The sequence below is a fragment of the Tenacibaculum sp. Cn5-46 genome (assembly GCF_022347705.1).
GTDB classification, from domain to species: Bacteria; Bacteroidota; Bacteroidia; order Flavobacteriales; family Flavobacteriaceae; genus Polaribacter; species Polaribacter aiptasiae.
This window is the reverse complement of record NZ_JAKRGD010000005.1, coordinates 111,181-133,015: the sequence shown is the minus strand read 5'-3', so window position 1 is coordinate 133,015 and position 21,835 is coordinate 111,181. Positions and strand designations below refer to the sequence as shown.

Annotated in this window: 17 protein-coding genes and 2 tRNA genes; 11 read left to right on the top strand and 8 right to left on the bottom strand. The window is 31.5% G+C overall.

What is annotated here, in order from left to right; genetic code table 11:
• The first annotated feature begins 95 nt into the window (after window positions 1–95).
• Both MHN29_RS11310 and MHN29_RS11305 read left to right on the top strand, forming a co-directional pair.
• Window positions 96–3,755 (top strand): reprolysin-like metallopeptidase, encoded by a 3,660-nt coding sequence (locus MHN29_RS11310; RefSeq protein WP_235275772.1) that lies wholly within the window; start codon window positions 96–98, stop codon window positions 3,753–3,755.
• Between the two features lie 205 nt (window positions 3,756–3,960).
• Entirely contained in the window at window positions 3,961–4,116 is a 156-nt protein-coding gene (locus tag MHN29_RS11305) for a YqaE/Pmp3 family membrane protein (protein ID WP_150900668.1), read from the top strand.
• Window positions 4,117–4,333: 217 nt separating this feature from the next.
• On the opposite strand, the gene pafA is transcribed toward MHN29_RS11305, so the two are convergent.
• Window positions 4,334–5,980 (bottom strand): alkaline phosphatase PafA, encoded by a 1,647-nt coding sequence (gene pafA, locus MHN29_RS11300; RefSeq protein ID WP_235275771.1) that lies wholly within the window; start codon window positions 5,978–5,980, stop codon window positions 4,334–4,336.
• Window positions 5,981–6,098: 118 nt separating this feature from the next.
• Between pafA and MHN29_RS11295 the strand changes: the two genes are divergently transcribed.
• The 7 genes from MHN29_RS11295 (at window position 6,099) to MHN29_RS11265 (ending at window position 13,183) form a co-directional block, all read left to right on the top strand.
• Complete coding sequence (locus MHN29_RS11295; protein WP_235275770.1) at window positions 6,099–6,839, top strand: ABC transporter permease; 741 nt, start codon at window positions 6,099–6,101, stop codon at window positions 6,837–6,839.
• Window positions 6,839–7,603 carry an ABC transporter ATP-binding protein gene (locus tag MHN29_RS11290; RefSeq protein WP_235275769.1) on the top strand — a complete coding sequence of 255 codons (765 nt, stop codon included), beginning with the start codon at window positions 6,839–6,841 and terminating at the stop codon, window positions 7,601–7,603. The genes MHN29_RS11295 and MHN29_RS11290 overlap by 1 nt, the downstream gene beginning before the upstream one ends.
• A 124-nt stretch (window positions 7,604–7,727) precedes the next feature.
• Window positions 7,728–7,800, top strand: a tRNA-Lys gene (locus MHN29_RS11285).
• Between the two features lie 45 nt (window positions 7,801–7,845).
• Window positions 7,846–7,928 (top strand) — tRNA-Tyr (locus tag MHN29_RS11280).
• A gap of 110 nt (window positions 7,929–8,038) precedes the next feature.
• Window positions 8,039–10,438: a TonB-dependent receptor gene (locus MHN29_RS11275; protein WP_235275768.1), complete on the top strand. Its 2,400-nt coding sequence runs from the start codon at window positions 8,039–8,041 to the stop codon at window positions 10,436–10,438.
• A 62-nt stretch (window positions 10,439–10,500) separates the two neighbouring features.
• Window positions 10,501–11,613, top strand: coding sequence for an aminopeptidase C (locus MHN29_RS11270; RefSeq protein ID WP_235275767.1), 1,113 nt, complete (start codon window positions 10,501–10,503; stop codon window positions 11,611–11,613).
• Between the two features lie 118 nt (window positions 11,614–11,731).
• Window positions 11,732–13,183, top strand: a complete 1,452-nt coding sequence (locus MHN29_RS11265) for a DUF389 domain-containing protein (protein WP_235275766.1) — start codon at window positions 11,732–11,734, stop codon at window positions 13,181–13,183.
• Between the two features lie 47 nt (window positions 13,184–13,230).
• On the opposite strand, the gene MHN29_RS11260 is transcribed toward MHN29_RS11265, so the two are convergent.
• The 4 genes from MHN29_RS11260 to MHN29_RS11245 all read right to left on the bottom strand — a co-directional run bounded on the left by MHN29_RS11260 (window position 13,231) and on the right by MHN29_RS11245 (window position 16,318).
• Complete coding sequence (locus MHN29_RS11260) at window positions 13,231–13,683, bottom strand: Spy/CpxP family protein refolding chaperone (protein ID WP_235275765.1); 453 nt, start codon at window positions 13,681–13,683, stop codon at window positions 13,231–13,233.
• A gap of 1 nt (window position 13,684) precedes the next feature.
• Complete coding sequence (locus MHN29_RS11255) at window positions 13,685–14,230, bottom strand: hypothetical protein (RefSeq protein WP_235275764.1); 546 nt, start codon at window positions 14,228–14,230, stop codon at window positions 13,685–13,687.
• A gap of 33 nt (window positions 14,231–14,263) precedes the next feature.
• Window positions 14,264–14,809, bottom strand: a complete 546-nt coding sequence (locus tag MHN29_RS11250) for an RNA polymerase sigma factor (protein WP_235275763.1) — start codon at window positions 14,807–14,809, stop codon at window positions 14,264–14,266.
• A gap of 66 nt (window positions 14,810–14,875) precedes the next feature.
• On the bottom strand, window positions 14,876–16,318 hold the full coding sequence (locus MHN29_RS11245) for a TonB-dependent receptor (RefSeq protein ID WP_150900678.1): 1,443 nt from the start codon (window positions 16,316–16,318) through the stop codon (window positions 14,876–14,878).
• A gap of 27 nt (window positions 16,319–16,345) precedes the next feature.
• Between MHN29_RS11245 and MHN29_RS11240 the strand changes: the two genes are divergently transcribed.
• Window positions 16,346–17,179 (top strand): MBL fold metallo-hydrolase, encoded by an 834-nt coding sequence (locus tag MHN29_RS11240; RefSeq protein WP_235275762.1) that lies wholly within the window; start codon window positions 16,346–16,348, stop codon window positions 17,177–17,179.
• Window positions 17,180–17,277: 98 nt separating this feature from the next.
• Complete coding sequence (yaaA, locus tag MHN29_RS11235) at window positions 17,278–18,036, top strand: peroxide stress protein YaaA (protein WP_150900679.1); 759 nt, start codon at window positions 17,278–17,280, stop codon at window positions 18,034–18,036.
• Between the two features lie 3 nt (window positions 18,037–18,039).
• Here the strand turns inward: yaaA and MHN29_RS11230 are convergent, their stop codons facing one another.
• From MHN29_RS11230 to gcvP, 3 genes are all read right to left on the bottom strand, one after another.
• Window positions 18,040–18,426, bottom strand: coding sequence for a YchJ family protein (locus MHN29_RS11230; protein WP_235275761.1), 387 nt, complete (start codon window positions 18,424–18,426; stop codon window positions 18,040–18,042).
• A 5-nt stretch (window positions 18,427–18,431) separates the two neighbouring features.
• Complete coding sequence (locus MHN29_RS11225) at window positions 18,432–18,791, bottom strand: hypothetical protein (RefSeq protein WP_235275760.1); 360 nt, start codon at window positions 18,789–18,791, stop codon at window positions 18,432–18,434.
• A gap of 88 nt (window positions 18,792–18,879) precedes the next feature.
• Entirely contained in the window at window positions 18,880–21,735 is a 2,856-nt protein-coding gene (gene gcvP / locus MHN29_RS11220) for an aminomethyl-transferring glycine dehydrogenase (RefSeq protein ID WP_235275759.1), read from the bottom strand.
• Window positions 21,736–21,835 lie beyond the last annotated feature (100 nt).

The window sequence follows — 21,835 nt, the reverse complement described above, 5'->3', positions numbered from 1 at the left end:
TTGGGTGTTTTTAAAGTTCTGTTTTTTAGCTTGTTACTTTTTTTTGTGAAGTTTTTTTATATCTTTAACGAAATAAATTTTAAGTCCCCCAGATTATGAAAAACAAGCTATTTTTAGCCATGTCCTTGGCTACGTCTGTTTTATTTTCTCAAAACAGCGAATTATGGAAAAAACAAGCAAATGAAAAAGTAAGAGCTAGTGTTTCTGCACTAGAAAAAAGATTGCCTGATAAAGAGATTTATCAACTAGATTTAGATGCGTTTAAACAAGCTTTAGTAAATGCACCTCAGAGAAAGTCAGGTAAACAATCTAGTGTAATTATAGCTTTTCCAAATGCTGATGGAAAGCTAGAAAAGTACCGAGTTTCAGAAGCTTCGGTTTTGCATCCAGCCTTATCACAAAAGTATCCAGACATTAAATCTTACATGGGTGTAGGTGTTGATGATCCTTCAGATAGGATTCGTTTTAGTCTTTCAAACGCAAAAGGTTTACAAAGTATGCGTTTAGGAATTGATAAACCTACAGTATTTATTGAGCCTTATTCGGCAGATTTAAAAAGATATACTATCTATAAAAAATCTGATAAGCCTAGAGATGTAAATGGATTCAAATGTGATGTAGACCCAAATAACAGAAACAAAAGCACAGGGAGTTCTTTTCAGCATAAAAACGCAGATGATGGAACCTTAAGAACGTATCGTATTGCTATTTCTGCAACAGGTGAGTATACAGCGCATCATGGTGGTACCAAAGCTCAAGCATTGGCAGCAATGAATACAACAATGACTAGGGTTAATGGAATCTATGAAACGGATTTTAATGTAACTATGATTATTATTGCGAATAATGAAGATGTAATTTATACGAATGCATCAACAGACCCTTATTCAAATGGAAGCTTTAATTCACAAGTGCAATCAACTTTAACTAGTGTTATTGGTGAAGCGAATTATGATATAGGGCATTTATTTGCAAAAGCATCAAATAATGGAAACGCAGGTTGTATTGGATGTGTTTGTGTAGATGGAAGTAAAGGTAGTGCATTTACTTCACGTACTACTCCAGAAGGAGATCCTTTTGATGTAGATTTCGTAGCTCATGAAATTGGACATCAATTTGGAGGTAATCATACCTTTACAATAAGAAATGAAGGAACCAATGTACATATGGAACCGGGAAGTGGTACTACCATAATGGGATATGCAGGTATAACTGGAGCAACAGATGTGCAACCTAATAGTGATCCATATTTTCATGCAATAAATATTCAGCAAATTACTAATTATATTAAATCAACTTCATGTCAAACAAATACTTCAACAGGAAATAATGTACCAACAGTAAATGCTGGTAGTGATTATACAATCCCAAAAGGAACAGCATTTGTATTAACAGGATCTGCTACCGATGCAGACGCGTCTGATGTGCTTTCATATTGTTGGGAACAAATGGATGAAAACAATGCAGCTACAACGTACCCTAGTGCAACAGCTACAGCAGGAGTTGCTTTTAGGTCTTATTCTCCAACTACAAATGCGTCAAGGTATTTCCCAAGATTAGAAACAGTAAAAGCAGGAAATACTTCTTGGCAATGGGAAGCAGTTCCAAATGTTGCTAGAAGTTTAAACTTTAGGTTAACAGTAAGAGATAACAGAGCAGGAGGAGGAACCAATAATAGTGATGATATGGTGGTTACTGTAAATGGAACAGCAGGGCCTTTTGTAGTAAATTCACCAAATACAGCAGTTACTTTAACAGCAGGAGCAACTGAAACTGTTACTTGGAATGTGGCAGGTACAACAAGTAATGGAGTAAATGCTGCAAATGTTGATATTTTAATGTCTACAGATGGTGGAGATACTTACCCAGTAGTATTAGCTAGTGGAGTTCCTAATGATGGATCTCATGATATTACGGTGCCAAACTCAGTAGGAAATCAAAATAGAATAATGGTTAGAGGAACTAATCATATCTTCTTCGATATTTCAAATACAAACTTTACTATTTCAAATCCGTTACCATGTACAGCATCAGTTCCAACTGGAGTTAGTGTAAGTGGAGTTACAGATTCAGCAGCTACAGTTTCTTGGAATACAGTATCAGGAGCAACTTATACTGTTGAGTATAAAAAAGCATCAGATGCTTCTTGGACTTCAAATAATACATCAGGAACCACTACTACGTTATCTGGTTTAGATGCAAATACAGCTTATGAAGTTAGAGTTAAGAGTGTTTGTACAGATGGTACTTCATCTAGTTTTAGTGCAACAGCTAATTTTACAACAACAGATGTTCAATTAACATATTGTACAGCTAAAAGTACAAATGTAAATGATGAATATATTTCTAATGTAAAACTAAATACAATAGATAATACTTCAACAGGTCAATTCTATTCAGATTTTACAAATATTTCAACTACTATAACTAAAGGAGCTTCAGAAACAATTACCATTACTCCAACTTGGACAGGAACAACTTATAGTGAAGGTTATGGAGTTTGGATTGATTATAATAAAAATGGAGTGTTCACAGATGCTGGAGAGTTGGTTTGGAGTAAATCTCCTTCAACAGATACACCGGTATCAGGAAGTTTCACAGTACCTGCATCAGCAGTTACAGGAGACACTAGGATGAGAGTAATTTTACGTTATAATGCAGTACCTAGTCCATGTGGTGAATTTACTTATGGAGAGGTAGAAGATTATACAGTTACAATAGTAGGTGCTGGAGCAGATACAGTAGCGCCAGTAATAACCCTGTTAGGAAATAGTGTTGAAAATATAAATGTTGGAGATTCGTATACAGATGCTGGAGCAACTGCAAGTGATAATGTCGATGGAAATATTACTGCTAATATTGTAGTAACTGGTTCTGTAGATGCAAATACACAAGGAACTTATACATTAACTTATAATGTGTCTGATGCAGCAGGTAATGCAGCAACAGCAGTAACTAGAACTGTTAACGTAAATGCAGTTACAGCTGGTTGTACAGGAGGAATAGATAGTTATCCATATGCACAATCTTTTGATTCATCTTTTGGTTCATGGACACAATCTAGTGCCGATGATATCAATTGGACAAGAAGAACTGGAAGTACACCATCAAGTGGAACAGGTCCTTCATCAGCAAATAATGGTTCACACTATATTTATGTAGAAGCATCTGTGAGGAATACAGGATATCCAAATAAAAGAGCAATTATAAATTCACCATGTTATGATTTATCAGGATTAAGTTCTGCTTCAATTTCGTTCAAATATCACATGTATGGAGCTACCAATATGGGAACTATCGACTTAGAAGTTAGTGAGGATGATGGAGCTAATTGGACTTCAATCTGGAATCAATCAGGAAATAAAGGAAACTCTTGGTTAACAGCTACAGTAAGCTTAAATGATTATGTAGGAAAAGGTATTAAATTACGTTTTAACCGTGTAACAGGAAATACATGGCAAGCAGATATTGCTATTGATAACTTTCAGGTTACTGGTTCAAACTCAGCAATTACTACAAGAGGAGATATTCTTGAGTTTGCAATCTATCCGAATCCAGTTGGAAACCAAATAAATTTAGTGAAGCCAATTGGTTATGAAAAAGTAAATTATACTATTTATAACACATTAGGTCAAAGAATTAAGAAAGGTGTTACTACTAATAATATTGATGTTAGTGGTTTAAAATCGGCTATTTATACAATTGTAATTGAAAAGGATACAGATGTAAAGAGTATCCGATTTATAAAGAAATAGCTTATAAAATAAACTGTTTAGAAGTAACTTTCTAAACAGTTTTCATTTTTGCATTGCATTAATTGAATTGTTTTTAAAATCGAAAAGCATTGATTATCGTTATATAATCAATGCTTTTTTCTTTTCAAAATGGCCTTTTGTTGCTGTAAACTGTAACAAAATAAAGGAATATTCGTCTTTATAGTATATTAATCAAAAAAATACTATGAGTTTATTAAGAGTTTTACTAGCAATTTTTTTTCCACCATTATCCGTTTTAGGTAAAGGATGTGGATCTGTAGTAATTGTTTTTTTATTAACCCTTTGTGGTTGGGTACCAGGAGTTATTGGTGCTTTGGTTATATTAAATAATCCAAAATAAAAAATGTGACTTTTTTAAAATTGATGTGTCTAAATAGTTAGAAACCAAAAATATAAAAATATGATTTACATTTTTTTTACACTACTTACAGCTTTTATAATGAAGAGTTATATTTCAAATGCATATAAATATAAAACGTGTAAAGTATATTGTAAAAGAAAATAGAATATTCTGTACATTATTTGAAAAGAAAAAAGCGCTCATTGAGCGCTTTTTTTTATTCTAATACTTCTTCTATAATCTTTCCAGTGGTTCCATTAGGGAATTCAATTTGTAATAAATTAGAGATTGTAGGTGCAATATCAATTATTTCATATTTTTTCTTTGATGAACCTTGATTAATACCATTTCCGTAGAAAATCATAGGGATGTGAGTATCATAAGAATATCCAGAACCATGTGAGGTACCTCCATTTTTATAATAAGCACTAAGTGTAGATGGATTTGGAATTAATAGAATATCACCAGAAAATTTCTGATTGTAACCGTTCTGTAATGAGTTTAAAATACCATTGGTAAAAGTAGTAGTTTGTAATGTTTTTGCGGTTACAGATTTATAGATGTTTTTATAATTGATTGCTTCGTCAGCTATTTTTTGAGCAACAGTATGTACATCTAATTTTAACTCTTCAATTTTCTCTTTATTTAAGAAGATTTGAAAATTAGAAATACTCTCAACTAATGCATCTGAATTAAAATACTTTTTAGTAATATCATTTACATAAGTTTTAAATTCTGTATAACTAAAATAATCAGCAGGGATTTTAACAGATTTAAGATAAGCTGGAACTTGAACAGCAGCATGATCAGCTGTTAAGAATAAAGTGTAATTGTCCTCACCGATTTCTGTATCTAAAAACTGGAATAAATCAGCTAAATCTTTGTCTAATCGTAAATAAGTGTCTTCAACTTCTTTGGAAGCAACTCCAAATTGATGTCCAACATAATCAGTAGAAGAATAGCTGATAGCTAAAAAGTCAATAAATTCAGATTTACCTAAGTTTTCTCCAATAATAGCAGCTTTAGCAAAATCGGTAGTCAAAGTATTACCAGCTGGTGTTGCTTTTATGATACTATAGTTTTTGTTTTCACTTTTTAAATTAGGTATGTCATGAGGGAAAATAGGTTTTTCTTCTCCTTTAAAAGGTTTTTCAAAATTATTATCATCAGTAATACTTTCAGTATAAGTGTTGATATCATATAAGGTTTCCCATGGTTGTTTCAAGTATTCATCTACTATCTTAGAATTGTTAAATTCTTGTACCCAATTAGGAAGGTTGTTCATGTAATAAGATGAGGTAATCCATTTACCTATATCACGACCATAAAACCAATAAGCACCGTCAGCAGCATGACCAGCGGGTAAAATTGCTGAACGATCCTTGATAGCAACTCCAATAGTCTTACCATTCATATTTTGTGCTAACTTTAATTGATCTGTTATTGTAGTCGTTAGCATTCTATTAGGAGATTTCTTTCCTCCATCACCATCATAACCTACAGTATTATAATTACTATCATCTACACAATACACCATCTCTTTACTGTATTTGTCGTACCAAGTGTTACTAATTATAGCATGGTTCGTAGGAGTTGTTCCTGTATAAATTGAAGCATGACCAACAGCAGTATAGGTTGGTATATAATTATAGTGAGCATTTTCCAGAGAAAACCCATCTTCTAATAAACGTTTAAATCCATCTTCTCCATATTTTGAAGCAAAACGAGTTAAATAATCATAACGCATTTGGTCAATTACTACACCAACAACTAGTTTAGGTTTATGAGTGCTTTTTTTAGGGGCTATGACACAACCAATTAAACAAGTTGCGGCTAAAGCAGCTAAACATATTATTTTTTTCATGATTAATTTTAAAAATTTAGAATCAAAGGTAAGTAAAAAGAGTGCTAAAACTCATAAATAACGTGAAGAGTTAATGGTTTTTTAATACTTTAGCAGTAAAGAAAAATAGAATAGTTTAATGAATTATATTGAGCATATTGGGAAGTATTTTCTAATGCTAAAACAAGTTTTTACAAAACCACAAAGAGCTAGGGTTTTTCGAGAAGCTTTATTTAGAGAAATTGAAGAACTGGGACATAAGTCGTTAGGGATTATAGCTTTTATATCTTTTTTTATTGGAGGAGTTATTGCTTTACAAACAGCATTAAACTTGGAGAGTCCATTTATTCCAAAATCATTAATTGGTTTTGCAGCAAAACGTTCCGTAATTTTAGAATTTGCTCCTACATTTTGTTCAATTATTTTAGCAGGAAAAGTAGGGTCTTATATTACTTCAAGTATAGGAACAATGCGTGTAACTGAACAAATAGATGCTTTAGAAGTAATGGGGATAAATTCGTTAAACTATTTAGTGTTACCTAAAATTATAGCTACTATATTCTTCTATCCATTCTTAATTGTATTAGCCATGTTCTTAGGGATTTTTGGTGGATGGGTAGCTGGAGTGCTTTCAGGATTGTTTTCAGGAGTAGATTATATTACTGGGGTTCAAATGGAGTTTAACCCTTTTTTACTTACTTATGCAATTATTAAAACTTTAGTTTTTGCATTTTTGATAGCTACAGTACCTTCTTATCATGGTTATTATGTAAAAGGAGGTTCTTTAGAAGTTGGTAAAGCAAGTACACAATCGGTAGTTTGGACGACTGTAATAATCGTTATCGCTAATTATTTCTTAACCCAAATGTTATTAACCTAATGATAGAAGTAAATAAATTACATAAAGGATTTAATGGAGTTGAGATTTTAAAAGGAATTACAACTTCGTTTAAACCAGGAGAAACAAGTTTAATCATAGGGCAAAGTGGTTCAGGAAAAACCGTTTTTTTAAAATCATTAATAGGTTTACATACACCAGAAAAAGGAACTATAATCTATGATGGTCGTGTAAATACTGAAATGACTATAGAAGATAAAAGAAGCTTCAGAAAAGAGCTAGGAATGGTTTTTCAAGGAAGTGCTTTATTCGATTCTCAAACAGTTGAAGAGAATGTGATGTTTCCCTTGAAAATGTTTACAAAGCAGCCTGAGAGTGAAATGTTGGATAGAGTAAACTTTGTTTTAAAGAGAGTGAACTTAGAGAACTCAAATAAAAAATTTCCAGCAGAATTATCAGGAGGGATGCAAAAGCGTGTAGCAATTGCAAGAGCAATTGTAATGAATCCAAGATACCTGTTTTGTGATGAACCAAATTCAGGACTAGATCCACAAACATCTATTGTTATTGATAATTTAATTCAAGAAATTACTGATGAGTATAAAATAACAACTGTTATTAATACACACGACATGAATTCTGTTATGGAAATAGGAGATAAGATAGTATTTCTTAAAAATGGAGTAAAAGCATGGGAAGGTTCGCACAAAGAAATCTTTAAAACAGACAATGAAGCAATCGTTAATTTTGTATATTCATCTAATTTATTTAAAAAAGTTAGAAAAGCATATTTAAATGATGTTTAGGTAACTTTCTGTGTATTAAGAGGTAAAAAAATAAGTGCATTTTTTTTGAAAATAAAGTCAAAAAAAAGTTTGTAGAATTAAAAATACCTTCTATATTTGCACCCGCTAACGCGAAAAAAACAATGACCGGGTAGCTCAGTTGGTAGAGCATCTCCCTTTTAAGGAGAGGGTCCTGGGTTCGAGCCCCAGCCCGGTCACAAGTTTTTAAGAGTTTATCAGATTAGATAAATTTGAAAAGCTCTGGGGAGATTCCAGAGCGGCCAAATGGGACGGACTGTAACTCCGTTGTCTTACGACTTCGCAGGTTCGAATCCTGCTCTCCCCACTAACCTCAGTTAAAGCTGAGGTTTTTTTGTGTTTTAAAATAGTTTGTTTAACTTTTTTGATTATTTGTTGAACAAATTGTATTTTAGCGTAGCTTTAAATTTCTGATATATGAAACGTATACTTGTGTTGTGGTTGATATTTCAAACATTTTTAACCGTAGGTCAAAATCTAGGAGAAATTTCAGGAAAAATAATTGATTCTAAAACAAGAGAAACAATTCCTTATGTAAATGTATTGGTTTATGGTACATCAATAGGTGCTGTTTCTGATGATGAAGGTAATTTTAGAATAACTAATGTTCCTTTAGGTTACAACAAGCTACAAGTTTCATTTGTAGGTTACCAATCGTTAATTACAGATGAATATTTAGTTACTAAAGACAATTCACCTTATATAACAGTAGTACTGAAAGAAAACTTAACAACATTAAAAGAAGTTGAGATTAAAGCAAACTTATTTAAAAAATCAATAGAGAGCCCTTTGTCATTACAAACATTAGGTGTTGCAGAAATAGAGAAAAACCCTGGAGGAAATAGAGATGTTTTAAAAGTAATTCAATCTTTTCCAGGGGTGGCTTCAAATCCAGGTTTTAGAAACGATATTATTATTAGAGGAGGAGCAACATCTGAAAATAAATTTTATTTAGATGGTATTGAAGTACCTGTAATAAATCACTTTCAAACACAAGGAGCTACAGGAGGTCCTGTTGGGATAATGAATGCAGATTTAATTAGGAAAGTAGATTTTTATTCTAGTGCTTTTCCTGCAAATAGAGGTAATACATTAAGTTCGGTTATAGAGTTTACCCAGAAAGTAGGGAATAACAAATCGTTGAATACAAGAGCTACCTTAGGAACTTCAGATGCAGGTATTACATTAGATGGTCCTATTGGTGATAAAACCACTTTTATGCTATCTGTGCGTCAATCATATCTTCAGTTTTTATTCAAACTGATAAAACTACCTTTTTTACCAACGTATAATGACTTTCAGTTAAATGTAAAATCTGAATTATCTAAAAATAGCGAGTTGTCAATTATAGCATTAGGAGCTATAGATGATTTTGAGTTAAATGAAACGGTAAATGATGGAGAAACTGATGAGGAAACGATAAAACGAAATAAAGTAATATTAAATACAGTACCAGTAAATAGTCAATGGAATTATACTGTTGGGGCTAGTTATAAATATTTTGCTGAAGAAACTACACATTTAGTGGTTTTAAGTAGAAATGAACTTAAGAATAAGGCTATAAAATATTTTATGAATGAAGAGATAGCTCCAAATTTATTATTGAATTATAGCTCAAAAGAAACAGAAACAAAGTTTAGGTATGAGTTGAATTTAGATACTAAAAACAACTATAAAATAAATATAGGTTCAAATCTTGAAACAGCAACGTATTTGAATGATACATATAGGAAAGTAGCAAATAGTCAAGGAGTTTTTGAAGATGTTTTTAATTCAGAAATAGACTTTATTAGATATGGTATTTTCGGTCAGATTTCAAAGGAATATTTAAATAATAAATTAGGGATTTCTTTTGGTTTTAGATTGGATGGTGTTGATTATAATAGTGAAATGAGGAATGTATTTAACCAATTTTCACCTAGACTATCTTTGAATTATTTGTTAACAGATAAATGGTCAGTAAATGGATCTATCGGACGATATTATCAATTGCCATCTTATACAGTTTTAGGGTTTAAGAATAATGCAGGTGAGTTTGTAAATAAAAAAGGGTTAAAATATATACAATCAGATCATATAGTAGCAGGTTTGTTGTATAGACCAAATACGAGTTCTAAAGTTACTTTTGAAGCGTTTCATAAGTCTTATGATAATTATCCATTTTCGGTAAGGGATCAAATAAGTTTAGCAAATTTAGGAGATGATTTTGGTGTTGTTGGGAATGAAGAGGTGGTTTCTAATTCGCAAGGAAGATCTTATGGTTTTGAATTTTTAGCTCAGAAAAAATCGTATGATGGTTTGTATGGAATTGCATCTTATACATTTGTAAGGAGTGAATTTAAAAATGCGTTAGGACAATACATACCATCTACTTGGGATAATAGACATCTTATTACTATTACAGCAGGAAAAAAGCTGAAGAAAAACTGGGAGATTGGTACTAAGTTTAGATTGGTAGGAGGAAAGCCTTTTACACCTTATGATTTAAATGCATCGTCGTTAATATCAAATTATGATGTTAGAAATGGAGGTGTTTTAGATTATACTAAATTAAATGAAGAGCGTTTGGATACATATACGCAATTAGATTTTAGAGTAGATAAGACTTGGTATTTAAAAAGAGCGGCTATAAATTTATATTTAGATATACAGAATGTTTATGCTAGTAGTTCTAAACAACGTCCTTTTTTATTGCCAATAGAAGATCAAAACGGAAGAGTTATAGATCCTAATGATAGTTCAAGATATCTTTTAGAAGAAGTAGAAAGTAATACTGGTAGAGCTTTGCCGAGAATTGGAGTTATTGTAGATTTTTAAGAGTGTGAAATTTTTAATGATAGTTAAAAAATGTAAATTGCTCAGAAATTAAAAATAACCTCATGAAAAAAATCTTAGTAGCTGGAGCTTTTGCAGTTCTTAGTATTGGTTCAATTAAAGCACAGAAATATCAATTTAAAGAAATAAAAGATATAGAGAATACTCAAGTAAAGAGTCAAGGTAGAACTGGTACTTGTTGGAGTTTTTCTACAACGTCTTTTTTAGAATCAGAAATTATACGTTTAACAGGTAAGGATATTGATTTATCAGAAATGTATACAGTACGTAATACGTATTCGGATAAGGCAAATAATTATTTATATCGCCAAGGAAAAGCACAATTTAGTGAAGGAGGTTTAGGGCATGATGTTATCAATTCTGTAGCAAAGTACGGATTGGTTCCAGAAACTGTTTTTACAGGATTAGAAGTAGGGCAAGACAGACATAATCATGCAGAACTAGTAGCGGTTTTAAAAGCAATGTTAGATGCTTATATTAAAAACCCTGCAAGAGAGTTAAGTCCAAGATGGCGTAAAGCTACAGAGGGAGTTTTAGATGTGTATTTAGGAAAGAATAAAAAAGAGTTTACTTTTGAAGGAAAAACATATACACCAAAAAGTTTTGCTGAGTATGTGAAAATAGATCCATCAAACTATGTAACCTTAACATCTTTTGAACATGCAAGAAAGTATGACAAATTTGTATTAAATATTCCAGATAATTTTTCAAACGGAATGTTTTATAATGTGTCTTTAGATGAATTGGTGAAAGTTACTGAAGATGCTGTAGAAAAAGGATATACTATTGAATTAGATTGTGATGTCTCTGAAAAAACATTTTCATCAAAAAATGGGGTAGCAATCATACCAGCAAGCAGTGCTGATGCAAAGAAAGGATTGACAGAAATTGTAAAAGAAAAGAAAATAACTCCAAGTTTACGTCAGGCTGAATTTGAAAACTTTAATACAACTGATGATCATTTAATGCATATTGTAGGTTTAGTTAAAGATCAAAAAGGAAATAAGTATTTTAAAGTAAAAAACTCTTGGGGAACTAATCAAGGAAATAACGGATATGTTTACATGTCAATTCCTTATTTTAAATTAAAAACAATATCAGTTTTATTACATAAAGATGGGATTTCAAAAGATTTAAAAAATAAATTGAAAATCTAAAAAAGAGATATAAACTTTTAGTAAAAATAAAACCTCGAACAATAAGCTTCGAGGTTTTGTTTTTATTGAGTAATGCTGGAATTTTGTATCTTCCCCGAGTTAACAAAAATCAATTTATATGGAAGAAAAGAAGAAGCAGGATGAAAATGTAGAACAATCGAAGCAAGCTGTTGAAAAGAACGCGAAAGGCTTGTGGGAAAATTCAATAATATTTTTAAAAGAGTTACTAGATTTTCGTCATGATACTGATCAAGAAGCTACTATAGAAGCAATAAAAAGTGATATTCCTTTAAAAGGAGCAACCGCATGGATTTTAATTTGTTCAATATTTATAGCTTCGATAGGTTTAAATGCAAATTCAACAGCAGTAGTTATTGGAGCCATGTTAATATCTCCTCTAATGGGACCTATTTTAGGTGTAGGAATGTCTATTGCTATAAATGATATTGATACACTTAAGAAATCGTTAATCAATTTAGCAACAATGATTGTGTTAAGTTTGTTAACGGCTTTTTTATTCTTTGCTATTTTTCCTTTAAAAGAAGAAACTTCCGAGCTTTTAGGAAGGGTAAAGCCAGATATACGAGATGTACTGATAGCCTTTTTTGGAGGATTGGCTTTAATTATAGCACGTACTAAAAAAGGAACTATTGCATCAGTAATATTTGGAGTGGCAATTGCTACAGCATTAATGCCTCCTTTGTGTACTGCAGGTTATGGATTAGCAATAGGTAATTACGATTACTTTTTAGGGGCAATGTATTTGTTTACAATCAATACTATTTTTATTGCTTTGGCAACCTTTGTAGTATTAAAATTGTTACGTTTTACAATGATCCGTTATGTGAATTCTGTAGAAAGAAAAAGAATTGCACGTTTAGCTTCATTTGTTGCAGTGTTAGTAATGGTACCAGCAGTTTTTACTTTTATTAATGTGTATAATGAAAGTATTATAAATGCAAATTATAAGAAGTTTTTAAAAGAAGAAATTGATTCTAATAAAGATTTATGGTTACAACGTGAAAAGTTAGATAGAGGAGAGAAAAAAATTAGTTTATTTTTCAATGGAGATGTTAACGATGCAACTAAAACATTTTTAAGGAATGAATTGAAATCATACCCAAGAATTGATACTTATGAATTACTTATTAATGAAAATAAAGCGCGTAGTGTAGATAGGGTAGTAGATGCATATGATAGAGCTATTGTTGAATTGGATCAAAAGGATAATGTAATAAAAGGATTGCACAAGGAAATAGAGGAGCTAAAATCAACTATTACTGGGTTAAATCAACGAATAGAAAAAGATGCTTTAAATAGAGATAAAAACTCTGTGCCGTTTAGTACAATAGCAAAAGATGCTAAGATTAGATATAGTGATATTAAAGGTATCAGTTTTGCAAAAATATTAAGTTCTAAAGATTTTATTAAAATAGATACTATCCCAGAGTTGTCAATTACTTGGGATAAAAAAATAAAAGATTCGGTTGTTAATGCAAAAGAAAAAGAGTTGAGAGCATGGCTTCAAAAAGAACTTAAATTAGATACGTTAATAATTAAGAAAAAATAATTTGATTTGTATGTAGTCAATAAAAAAACCGAGCAATGCTCGGTTTTTTATTTTCTCCCCCTTTTTCTTTTATACTTTTTGAATAGGCTACGATGAAAATCGTGTTCTGCCATTTCTAAAGCTAAAATCTTTTTATAAGGAAGTATTTTTGAAATCTTATTATGAAACTTAGCTTTGATTTCATAACGTTGTCTATTAATCGTTCTAATGTTTTTTAGAATTTCTTTAGATTCTTTCTCAGAAAGATTTTCAATACCACCATTTTCCTTGATTCTTTTTCTAATACTTACTCTTTCTTCACGATGAAGCTCCATCATGTTCTTGTCGTATTTGTTATAAATAGGCCAAAATTTTTCTGCTTCACTAGCTGTTAAATCTAGTTTTTCAGTAAGAAAAGAAACTTTGTAAAGTCTAATTTTTTCACTGCTTTTTTTAAACTGAGCGTTTGCTGTTGTAGCAAAGAAGCTAAAAGCTATAAGTGTTAAGATTAATTTTTTCATATTATTCTAATTCGTTTAAGTAGGTTGAACTGTCTATACCGTTCAAATATTCTTCTAAATTATCATCGCTAATGTCATTAAAAGTATCACTCTCTAAATCGGTGGTGTTTAATGCTAAAGCTAATTCGTCATCATTAGTATCACCATATCCATTTTCATACCAAGCTGATAAATCTGCATCAGAAATGTCGTCTATCGTATAAATTACACCTTTTCCATTAGTGCTAAAGTAATTTAAACCTATGAATAGTAATACGGAAGCGGCTGCGGCAATAGGGACTAATTGTAACACTCTTTTATGTAAAGAAATAACTTTTGTTTCCTTAGGTTCTAGGTTGTCAATTTTAGTAAATATATCATCTTCAACTTTATCAAAATAATTCCTTGGAACTTCAAAGCTATTCTTTTTAGAGAAGCTTTCTGTCTTTATTGAATTCAATACATCTTCTTCTATACCATCAAAATAATTTTTAGGTGTAGAGAAACCAGTTTGCTTACCAACTTTTTGGTTTATAAAATCTATTTTATTTTTTATCTCTTTATCCATCTCACTTCTAAGACCTTATTTTTTGTAAAAGGTTTAATTGTAGTTTTTTATAAACTGTTCTATTTTTTTTACAGCAATATGGTATGATGCTTTTAGGGCTCCTACAGACGTTTCTAAAACTTCAGAAATTTGATCGTATTTCATTTCGTCAAAATACTTCATGTTAAAAACAAGTTGTTGTTTTTGAGGAAGTGTAGCAATGGCTTTCTGGAGAACTAACTGAATTTCGTCTCCAGAAAACCAATTGTCACTGTCTAGATTAGAAACTAACTGATGCTGGTAATCTGTGATGTCAATATTTCTTTCCTTGGCTTTTTTGTTGATAAATGTGATAGCTTCATTGGTTGCTATTCTATACATCCAAGAATACAGTTTACTGTTTCCTTTAAAATTATTAATGCTTTTAAAAATTTTAATGAAAGTATTCTGTAAAACATCATCTGCATCATCATGACTAATTACAATTTTTCTTATATGCCAATACAATCGCTCTTTATATTGCGATATCAAATGTTTAAAAGCTACTTCTCTTGTTTTTTGATCTTGTAGCTGCTCTATAAGTGTAATTTCGTCAGTCAACTAAATTTATGTTTAGCTGTTAGACTTTAAAGATAATAAAAGGTTTAAAAAGAATCTATAATTTTTTTATTTGCGCTTTCTTGAGCAACCAAATAAACGTTTTTCTTTAATAGTTTCTGATACTCCTTCTGGAAGCATTTCTTCCCATCCATCTTCGTCTTCTTTAATCATTTGCAATACTTTTCTAGAAAAAATATGCAAGATTTCAGGATCAAAGTTTTGGATGTCTTTTAACTTACCATTGTTTTTAAAGAACTTGTATAACTCTTTCATTCTAGGATGAACTTTCAAGTTATCACTAGTAATAAACTCACCAGATTCTTCATCTTTATAAGGGTACATGTATACCTTTAAATCTCGGTAAAATAACTTACCGAAAGCTTCTAAAATACCACCACTTAAATCACGATAATATTTCTCATCAAATATTTGAATAAGGTTATAAACTCCCATGGCTAGTCCCATTCTTTCTTTAGTAAATTCACTAAAGTACTCTACCAGTTTAAAGTATTCTTGGTAGTTGGTAATCATTACATTTTGACCTAAAGCACAAAGTAATTCAGCTCTATCTAAGAAATCACGTTCATTAATTTCTCCTTCAGCACGAAGGTTACTTAATGTTATTTCGAAAATTATTTGTGTTTTCTCAGGATTTACTTTTTTCTCAGCTAAGAATAATTGTTTTGATCTTTCGAACATGTCCATGTTTACTTTAGTAACAGGACGATAACTACCACGTAAAGCTAAAATGTTCTTTTTATAAAGTACTTGAGCAGGTAATAAGTTGTTTCCATCAGGACCAAACATTACTGCGTTGGTCATTCCGTTTTTAACTAATTGTAAACTCATTAAACGGTTATCAACGTACATAAAACGAGGTCCAGAGAAATTAATCATATCAATCTCTAAACGGTCGCTATCTATATTGTCATAAAAAGATTTTAATAAATCTTTTGGATTATCATTTAAGTAGTAAGCTCCGTAAACTAAGTTTACACCTAAGACTCCTAAGGTTTCTTGTTGTTGCCTAGCGTCAGTTTCTTTAAAACGAAGGTGTAAAATAATTTCGTTATAATCTTCTAATGGGTCTAATTGAAAACGAATACCTACCCAACCATGACCTTTAAACTTTTTAGTAAAGTTTATAGTTGCTACGGTATTAGCATAACTAAAAAATAATTTATCTGGATGCTTTTGACGATCAAGACGATCTTCAATCAAATCCATTTCATGCTTTAACATTTTCTTTAATCGAGGCTCAGTTACGTATCTATTGTCTTCCTCAATCCCATAAATTGCATCTGAAAAATCTTTATCATATGCACTCATTGCTTTTGCAATAGTTCCCGAAGCACCTCCGGCTCTAAAAAAATTACGAACAGTTTCTTGACCAGCTCCAATTTCTGCAAATGTTCCATAAATGTGAGCATTTAAGTTGATTTTTAGAGCTTTACTTTTAGTAGTAGGTACTGTATTTATCTTCTGATCTCCTTTTAGCGTAATTGCCATTTTTCTATTTTTAGTTACGTAAAACAAATGTACAGAAAATCGGAATTATCAGACAATATTTGTCGTATTTTTGTGATAATAATGGAGAAAAAAAAGCAATTAAAAGTAACTTTTTTAGGTACAGGAACTTCAACTGGAGTTCCTATGCTTACAAGTAAGCATCCGGTAGCTTTATCAAAAGACCCTAGAGACAGGCGTTTAAGGTCTTCAGTGCTAATTTCATGGGATGATAATATTAATTATGTAATTGATTGTGGACCTGACTTCCGTCAACAGATGATGAGAGAAGAAGTTATGTCTATTAACGGGATTTTATTTACACATGAACATGCAGATCATATTGCTGGTTTAGATGAAATTAGACCCTATTGTTTTCAAATGGGAGAAGTACCTTTGTATGCATCGGAAAGAGTTTTCAATGTGTTAAGGAAGAGGTACGATTATATTTTCGCTACAGAAAACCGTTATCCAAGTGCACCAAAAGTGTTAACTACTACAATTTCTCATCATGAAAGTTTCTTTTTAGAAGGGGTAAAAGTTACTCCTATTGAAGTAATGCATGGTCGCTTACCAATTTTAGGATATCGATTTAATGATCTTGCTTATGTAACTGATATTAAAACAATTTCAGAGGAAGAGAAAGAAAAATTAAAAGATTTAGATGTTTTAATTGTTACTGGGTTAAGAAGAGAATTGCATGCAACTCATTTTAATTTAGAAGAAGCTCTTAATTTTATAGAGGAAATAAAACCTAAAAAAACATATTTAACACATATTAGTGAATTATTAGGTTTGCATGCCGAAGTAGAAAAAGAATTACCAGATAATGTGTTTTTATCTTATGATGGACTTGTTATTTAATAAGTATCATCTTTTTCAATAGTATTATTAATATAAATTAGTGAAAGTAATTGAGGTTTCTAAAATTGCTTTTTATTTTTACAAAAACATTCTGTTACATGAAAATTATTATATCTCCAGCTAAGTCGTTAGATTTTGAAAATAAAGCTAACACTACTTTATATACTGAACCAAGGTTTTTAGAGCAATCAGCAAAATTAAACAAGAAGTTAAAAACATTATCAAGAAAGAAATTGTCTGAATTGATGAAGATTTCTGATGATTTGGCTAGTTTAAATTATGATAGAAATCAAGAGTGGTTACCACCATTTACTATAGATAACGCTAAGCAGGCCGTATACGCTTTTACAGGTGAAGTTTTTAGAGGAATAGATGTTAATTCTTTATCAGAAGACAAGGTGCCTAGCTTACAAGAAAAATTAAGAATATTGTCAGGACTTTATGGTTTATTAAAACCATTAGATTTAATTCAACCTTATCGCTTAGAGATGGGAACAAAATTAAAGGTAGGAAGAGCTGATAACTTATATAAGTTTTGGGGAGATACATTAGCAAATTCTCTAAATGAAGAGCTAGAAGAAGGAGAGTTGTTGATTAATTTAGCAAGTTCAGAGTATTTTAAAGCTTTACCAAAGAAAACATTAAAAGTACCGATGATTACTCCGGTTTTTAAAGATTTTAAAAACGGGCAGTATAAGACAATTATGACATTTGCTAAAAAAGCCAGAGGTTTAATGGTGCGTTATATTATTGAAAATGATATAAAGAACTTGGAAGAACTTAAAGGTTTTAATGTAGAGGGATATGGTTTTTCAGAAGAAATGTCAACTGAAACAGAATTAGTTTTTACAAGGTAACAACTAATTAGCATCAAAATATACCCAATGGTTATTTTCTTTGTAGAATTTAGAGTTTTCATGGATAAATTCTAAGTTTCCATTTTCAATAAAAAAGGCTTTAAATTCTACAGTACCATTGGAGTCAGATGGTTTACCTTCAGTACTTGCTAAAACATCTAATTTTACCCAAGTAACAGATTTAGCCCATGCTAAAATTTCTTTTTTCTCACGTTTAGAAGGACGTTTTTTACTATGATGACTTTTCTGTAAATAATCAATATTGGCTAATGCGAAAGCACTATATCTCGATCGCATTAATTCTTCTGCGGTATTAGCCATATGAATATCGTTGTGTATTCTTCCGCAACATAATTTATACTCAATATTAGGACTACAAGGACATTTCATACTTTTTAATTTACAGGTTCATTAGAGTTTTTTATTCTAAAACAGCGTTCTCCTCCTAAATAAAGAGGGTTTCCATGTTTTTCAGACCAAAAGCCATCTAGTATATCTTTAGAAAGGCATTTATATACAACAACACCTTTGTATTTGTTTTTATCAAAACCTAGGTAATTAAAATTAATAACTAAAATGTTGTCTTTAAAAAAGCCAGTTCCATATTGTTCTTGATCTTTATTGATAACCCATTTAGCTACAATTCTTTTATTGATATCTAATGTCAAAGAAAGAATTCCTTTATATGTATTGGCTTCAGAATCTTGGTTGCTGCCTATGATATTATAATCTCCAATTAAATCTTCAATAGTCATTTGGTGTGAATATGGAGCAAAAATACTTATAGTATAAGGATAAAAAAAACCTCGATATAATCGAGGTCTTTTTTATGTAAATATGTTTTTAAGCTTCCGCTTCCATATAATCTTCAATAGGATTACAAGAACAAATTAAGTTTCTATCTCCAAAAGCATCATCAACACGACGAACTGAAGGCCAGAATTTATTGTCTGCAATATAATCTAATGGGAATGCAGCTTGCTTACGAGAATATGGTAAATCCCATTCATCGGCAGTTAGCATTTCCTGAGTATGTGGAGCGTTTTTCAAAATGTTGTTATTGTCATCTTTTGTAGCTTCACTTATTTCTTTACGAATAGCGATTAAAGCATCGCAAAAACGATCTAACTCAGCAACACTTTCACTTTCTGTAGGCTCAACCATAATAGTTCCAGCAACAGGGAAAGATACAGTAGGAGCATGGAAACCATAGTCCATTAAACGCTTAGCGATGTCTACAACTTCAATTCCATTTTGTTTAAACTCACGACAGTCTAAAATCATTTCGTGAGCAGCACGATTTAATTCACCAGTATATAAAGTACTAAAGTGACCGCTTAAACGCTCTTTCATGTAGTTGGCGTTTAAAATAGCATTTTTAGTAGAGTTAGTTAAGCCATCAGCACCTAGCATTGTAATGTATCCATAAGAAATTAAACAAGCTAAGGCAGATCCCCAAGGAGCAGCTGATATAGCTGTAATAGGGTTTTCTCCTCCTGTTGAAATAACAGGGTTTGTAGGTAAAAATGGAACTAATTGAGGAGCTACACAAATTGGCCCAACACCAGGTCCACCACCACCATGAGGAATAGCAAAAGTTTTATGTAAGTTTAAGTGACAAACATCAGCTCCAATAGTAGCAGGGTTAGTTAGTCCAACTTGAGCATTCATATTGGCACCGTCCATATAAACTTGTCCACCGTTGTCATGGATAATTTGAGTAATTTCTTTAATAGCTTTTTCATATACTCCATGAGTAGATGGATAAGTAACCATTAAAGCAGCAAGATTATCTTTGTGTTTTTCAGCTTTAGCGCGTAAGTCTTCTACATCAATATTACCTCTTTCATCTGTCTTGGTAACAACCACTTTCATACCAGCCATAACAGCAGATGCAGGGTTGGTTCCGTGTGCAGAAGCAGGAATTAAACAGATATTTCTGTTAGTATCTCCATTAGCTTCATGATATGCACGAATAACCATTAATCCAGCAAATTCACCTTGAGCTCCAGAATTTGGTTGTAATGAAGTACCAGCAAAACCAGTAATTACATTTAATTGGTTTTCTAAGTTAGTTAAAACTTCTTGATATCCCTGAGCTTGTTCTAGAGGTACAAAAGGGTGAATATTACCCCATTGTGGATTGCTCAAAGGTAGCATTTCAGAAGCTGCATTTAACTTCATCGTACAAGAACCTAAAGAAATCATTGAATGATTTAAAGCTAAATCTTTACGTTCTAATTTTTTAATATAACGCATCATTTCAGTTTCTGATTGATACGTGTTGAATATTTCGTTGTCTAAGAAAGAAGTGCTTCTTTGAACGTTTTCAGGAATAACATCTAATGAAGTGAATTCTGAAATGGTGATATCCTGAACATTGAAAGCTTGTTCGAAGCAATCAATAATAGCATTAATTTCTTTTAAGCTAACAGTTTCGTTTACAGAAATAGAAACGTGGTTGTTATCTACATAGTTAAAGTTAATAGCATTCTTTTCAGCAACAGAACGTAATTTCTCAGCTTCTACTTCTACTAAAATTGTATCGAAATAAGAAGTGTTTTTTTGTTTGAAACCTAAACGTTCTAAGGCAGATGCTAGTGTATTAGTTGCTGAATGAACTTTATCAGCAATATATTGCAAACCATCTTTACCATGGTAAACAGCATACATTCCTGCCATAACAGCTAATAAAACCTGTGCAGTACAAATGTTAGATGTTGCTTTTTCACGTTTAATATGTTGTTCACGAGTTTGTAAAGCCATACGTAAAGCACGTCCACCGTTAACATCTTTGGTAACACCAATTATACGTCCAGGGATACTTCTTTTATAAGCTTCTTTAGTTGCAAAATAACCAGCGTGAGGACCTCCATAACCTAATGGAATACCAAAACGTTGTGTTGTTCCTACCACTACATCTGCACCAAACTCAGCAGGAGCTTTTAACTTTACTAAAGATAAAATATCAGCAGCTACTGCTACTTTTATGTTTTTGTCGTTACAGTTAGCAACAAAAGATGTATAGTCGTAAACTTGTCCATGTTTTCCAGGGTATTGAACTATTGCACCGAAGAATTCTTCTGAAAAATCAAACTCTTCATGGTTTCCAATTACAAGTTCAATTCCAATTGGGATGGCACGTGTTTGTAATACAGATAATGTTTGTGGTAAAATTTCTTCTGAAATAAAGAACTTATTAACCCCAGCTTTTTTCTGAGCACGTTCACGAACATCAAATAATAAGGCCATGGCTTCAGCAGCAGCAGTTCCTTCGTCTAATAAAGAAGCATTTGCTAATTCCATACCTGTTAAATCACAAACCATAGTTTGGTAATTTAATAAAGCTTCTAAACGTCCTTGAGCAATCTCGGCTTGATAAGGAGTATAGGCAGTATACCAACCTGGGTTTTCTAAAATGTTTCTTTGAATAACACTAGGAACAATAGCTTCATGATATCCTAAACCAATATAACTTTTAAACACTTTATTTTTAGCGCCTAATTCATTAATGTGATTTAAATATTCATATTCACTCATTGCAGGTGCTAAATCCAATTCGTTTTTTAAACGAATATCGTCAGGAATAGTTTCATAAATTAATTGATCTAAACTCTCTACACCAATAGATGAAAGCATTTGTTTATGGTCTTTTTTACGAGGACCAATATGTCTTAATTGAAATGAATTCGTGTTCATTTGTGTTGTTGTTTTTTAAGTGGCTCAAAAATAGTGAAATTGTACGATTACTGGATGTATATTTTATGTTAAAAACGATATTTTATTAACCAAATGTTAA

Coding starts and splice junctions, on each gene's coding strand:
- MHN29_RS11310 (WP_235275772.1), top strand. CDS start 96: ATGAAAAACAAGCTATTTTTAGCCATGTCCTTGGCTACGTCTGTTTTA.
- MHN29_RS11305 (WP_150900668.1), top strand. CDS start 3,961: ATGAGTTTATTAAGAGTTTTACTAGCAATTTTTTTTCCACCATTATCC.
- pafA (WP_235275771.1), bottom strand. CDS start 5,980: ATGAAAAAAATAATATGTTTAGCTGCTTTAGCCGCAACTTGTTTAATT.
- MHN29_RS11295 (WP_235275770.1), top strand. CDS start 6,099: ATGAATTATATTGAGCATATTGGGAAGTATTTTCTAATGCTAAAACAA.
- MHN29_RS11290 (WP_235275769.1), top strand. CDS start 6,839: ATGATAGAAGTAAATAAATTACATAAAGGATTTAATGGAGTTGAGATT.
- MHN29_RS11275 (WP_235275768.1), top strand. CDS start 8,039: ATGAAACGTATACTTGTGTTGTGGTTGATATTTCAAACATTTTTAACC.
- MHN29_RS11270 (WP_235275767.1), top strand. CDS start 10,501: ATGAAAAAAATCTTAGTAGCTGGAGCTTTTGCAGTTCTTAGTATTGGT.
- MHN29_RS11265 (WP_235275766.1), top strand. CDS start 11,732: ATGGAAGAAAAGAAGAAGCAGGATGAAAATGTAGAACAATCGAAGCAA.
- MHN29_RS11260 (WP_235275765.1), bottom strand. CDS start 13,683: ATGAAAAAATTAATCTTAACACTTATAGCTTTTAGCTTCTTTGCTACA.
- MHN29_RS11255 (WP_235275764.1), bottom strand. CDS start 14,230: ATGGATAAAGAGATAAAAAATAAAATAGATTTTATAAACCAAAAAGTT.
- MHN29_RS11245 (WP_150900678.1), bottom strand. CDS start 16,318: ATGGCAATTACGCTAAAAGGAGATCAGAAGATAAATACAGTACCTACT.
- MHN29_RS11240 (WP_235275762.1), top strand. CDS start 16,346: ATGTACAGAAAATCGGAATTATCAGACAATATTTGTCGTATTTTTGTG.
- yaaA (WP_150900679.1), top strand. CDS start 17,278: ATGAAAATTATTATATCTCCAGCTAAGTCGTTAGATTTTGAAAATAAA.
- MHN29_RS11230 (WP_235275761.1), bottom strand. CDS start 18,426: ATGAAATGTCCTTGTAGTCCTAATATTGAGTATAAATTATGTTGCGGA.
- MHN29_RS11225 (WP_235275760.1), bottom strand. CDS start 18,791: ATGACTATTGAAGATTTAATTGGAGATTATAATATCATAGGCAGCAAC.
- gcvP (WP_235275759.1), bottom strand. CDS start 21,735: ATGAACACGAATTCATTTCAATTAAGACATATTGGTCCTCGTAAAAAA.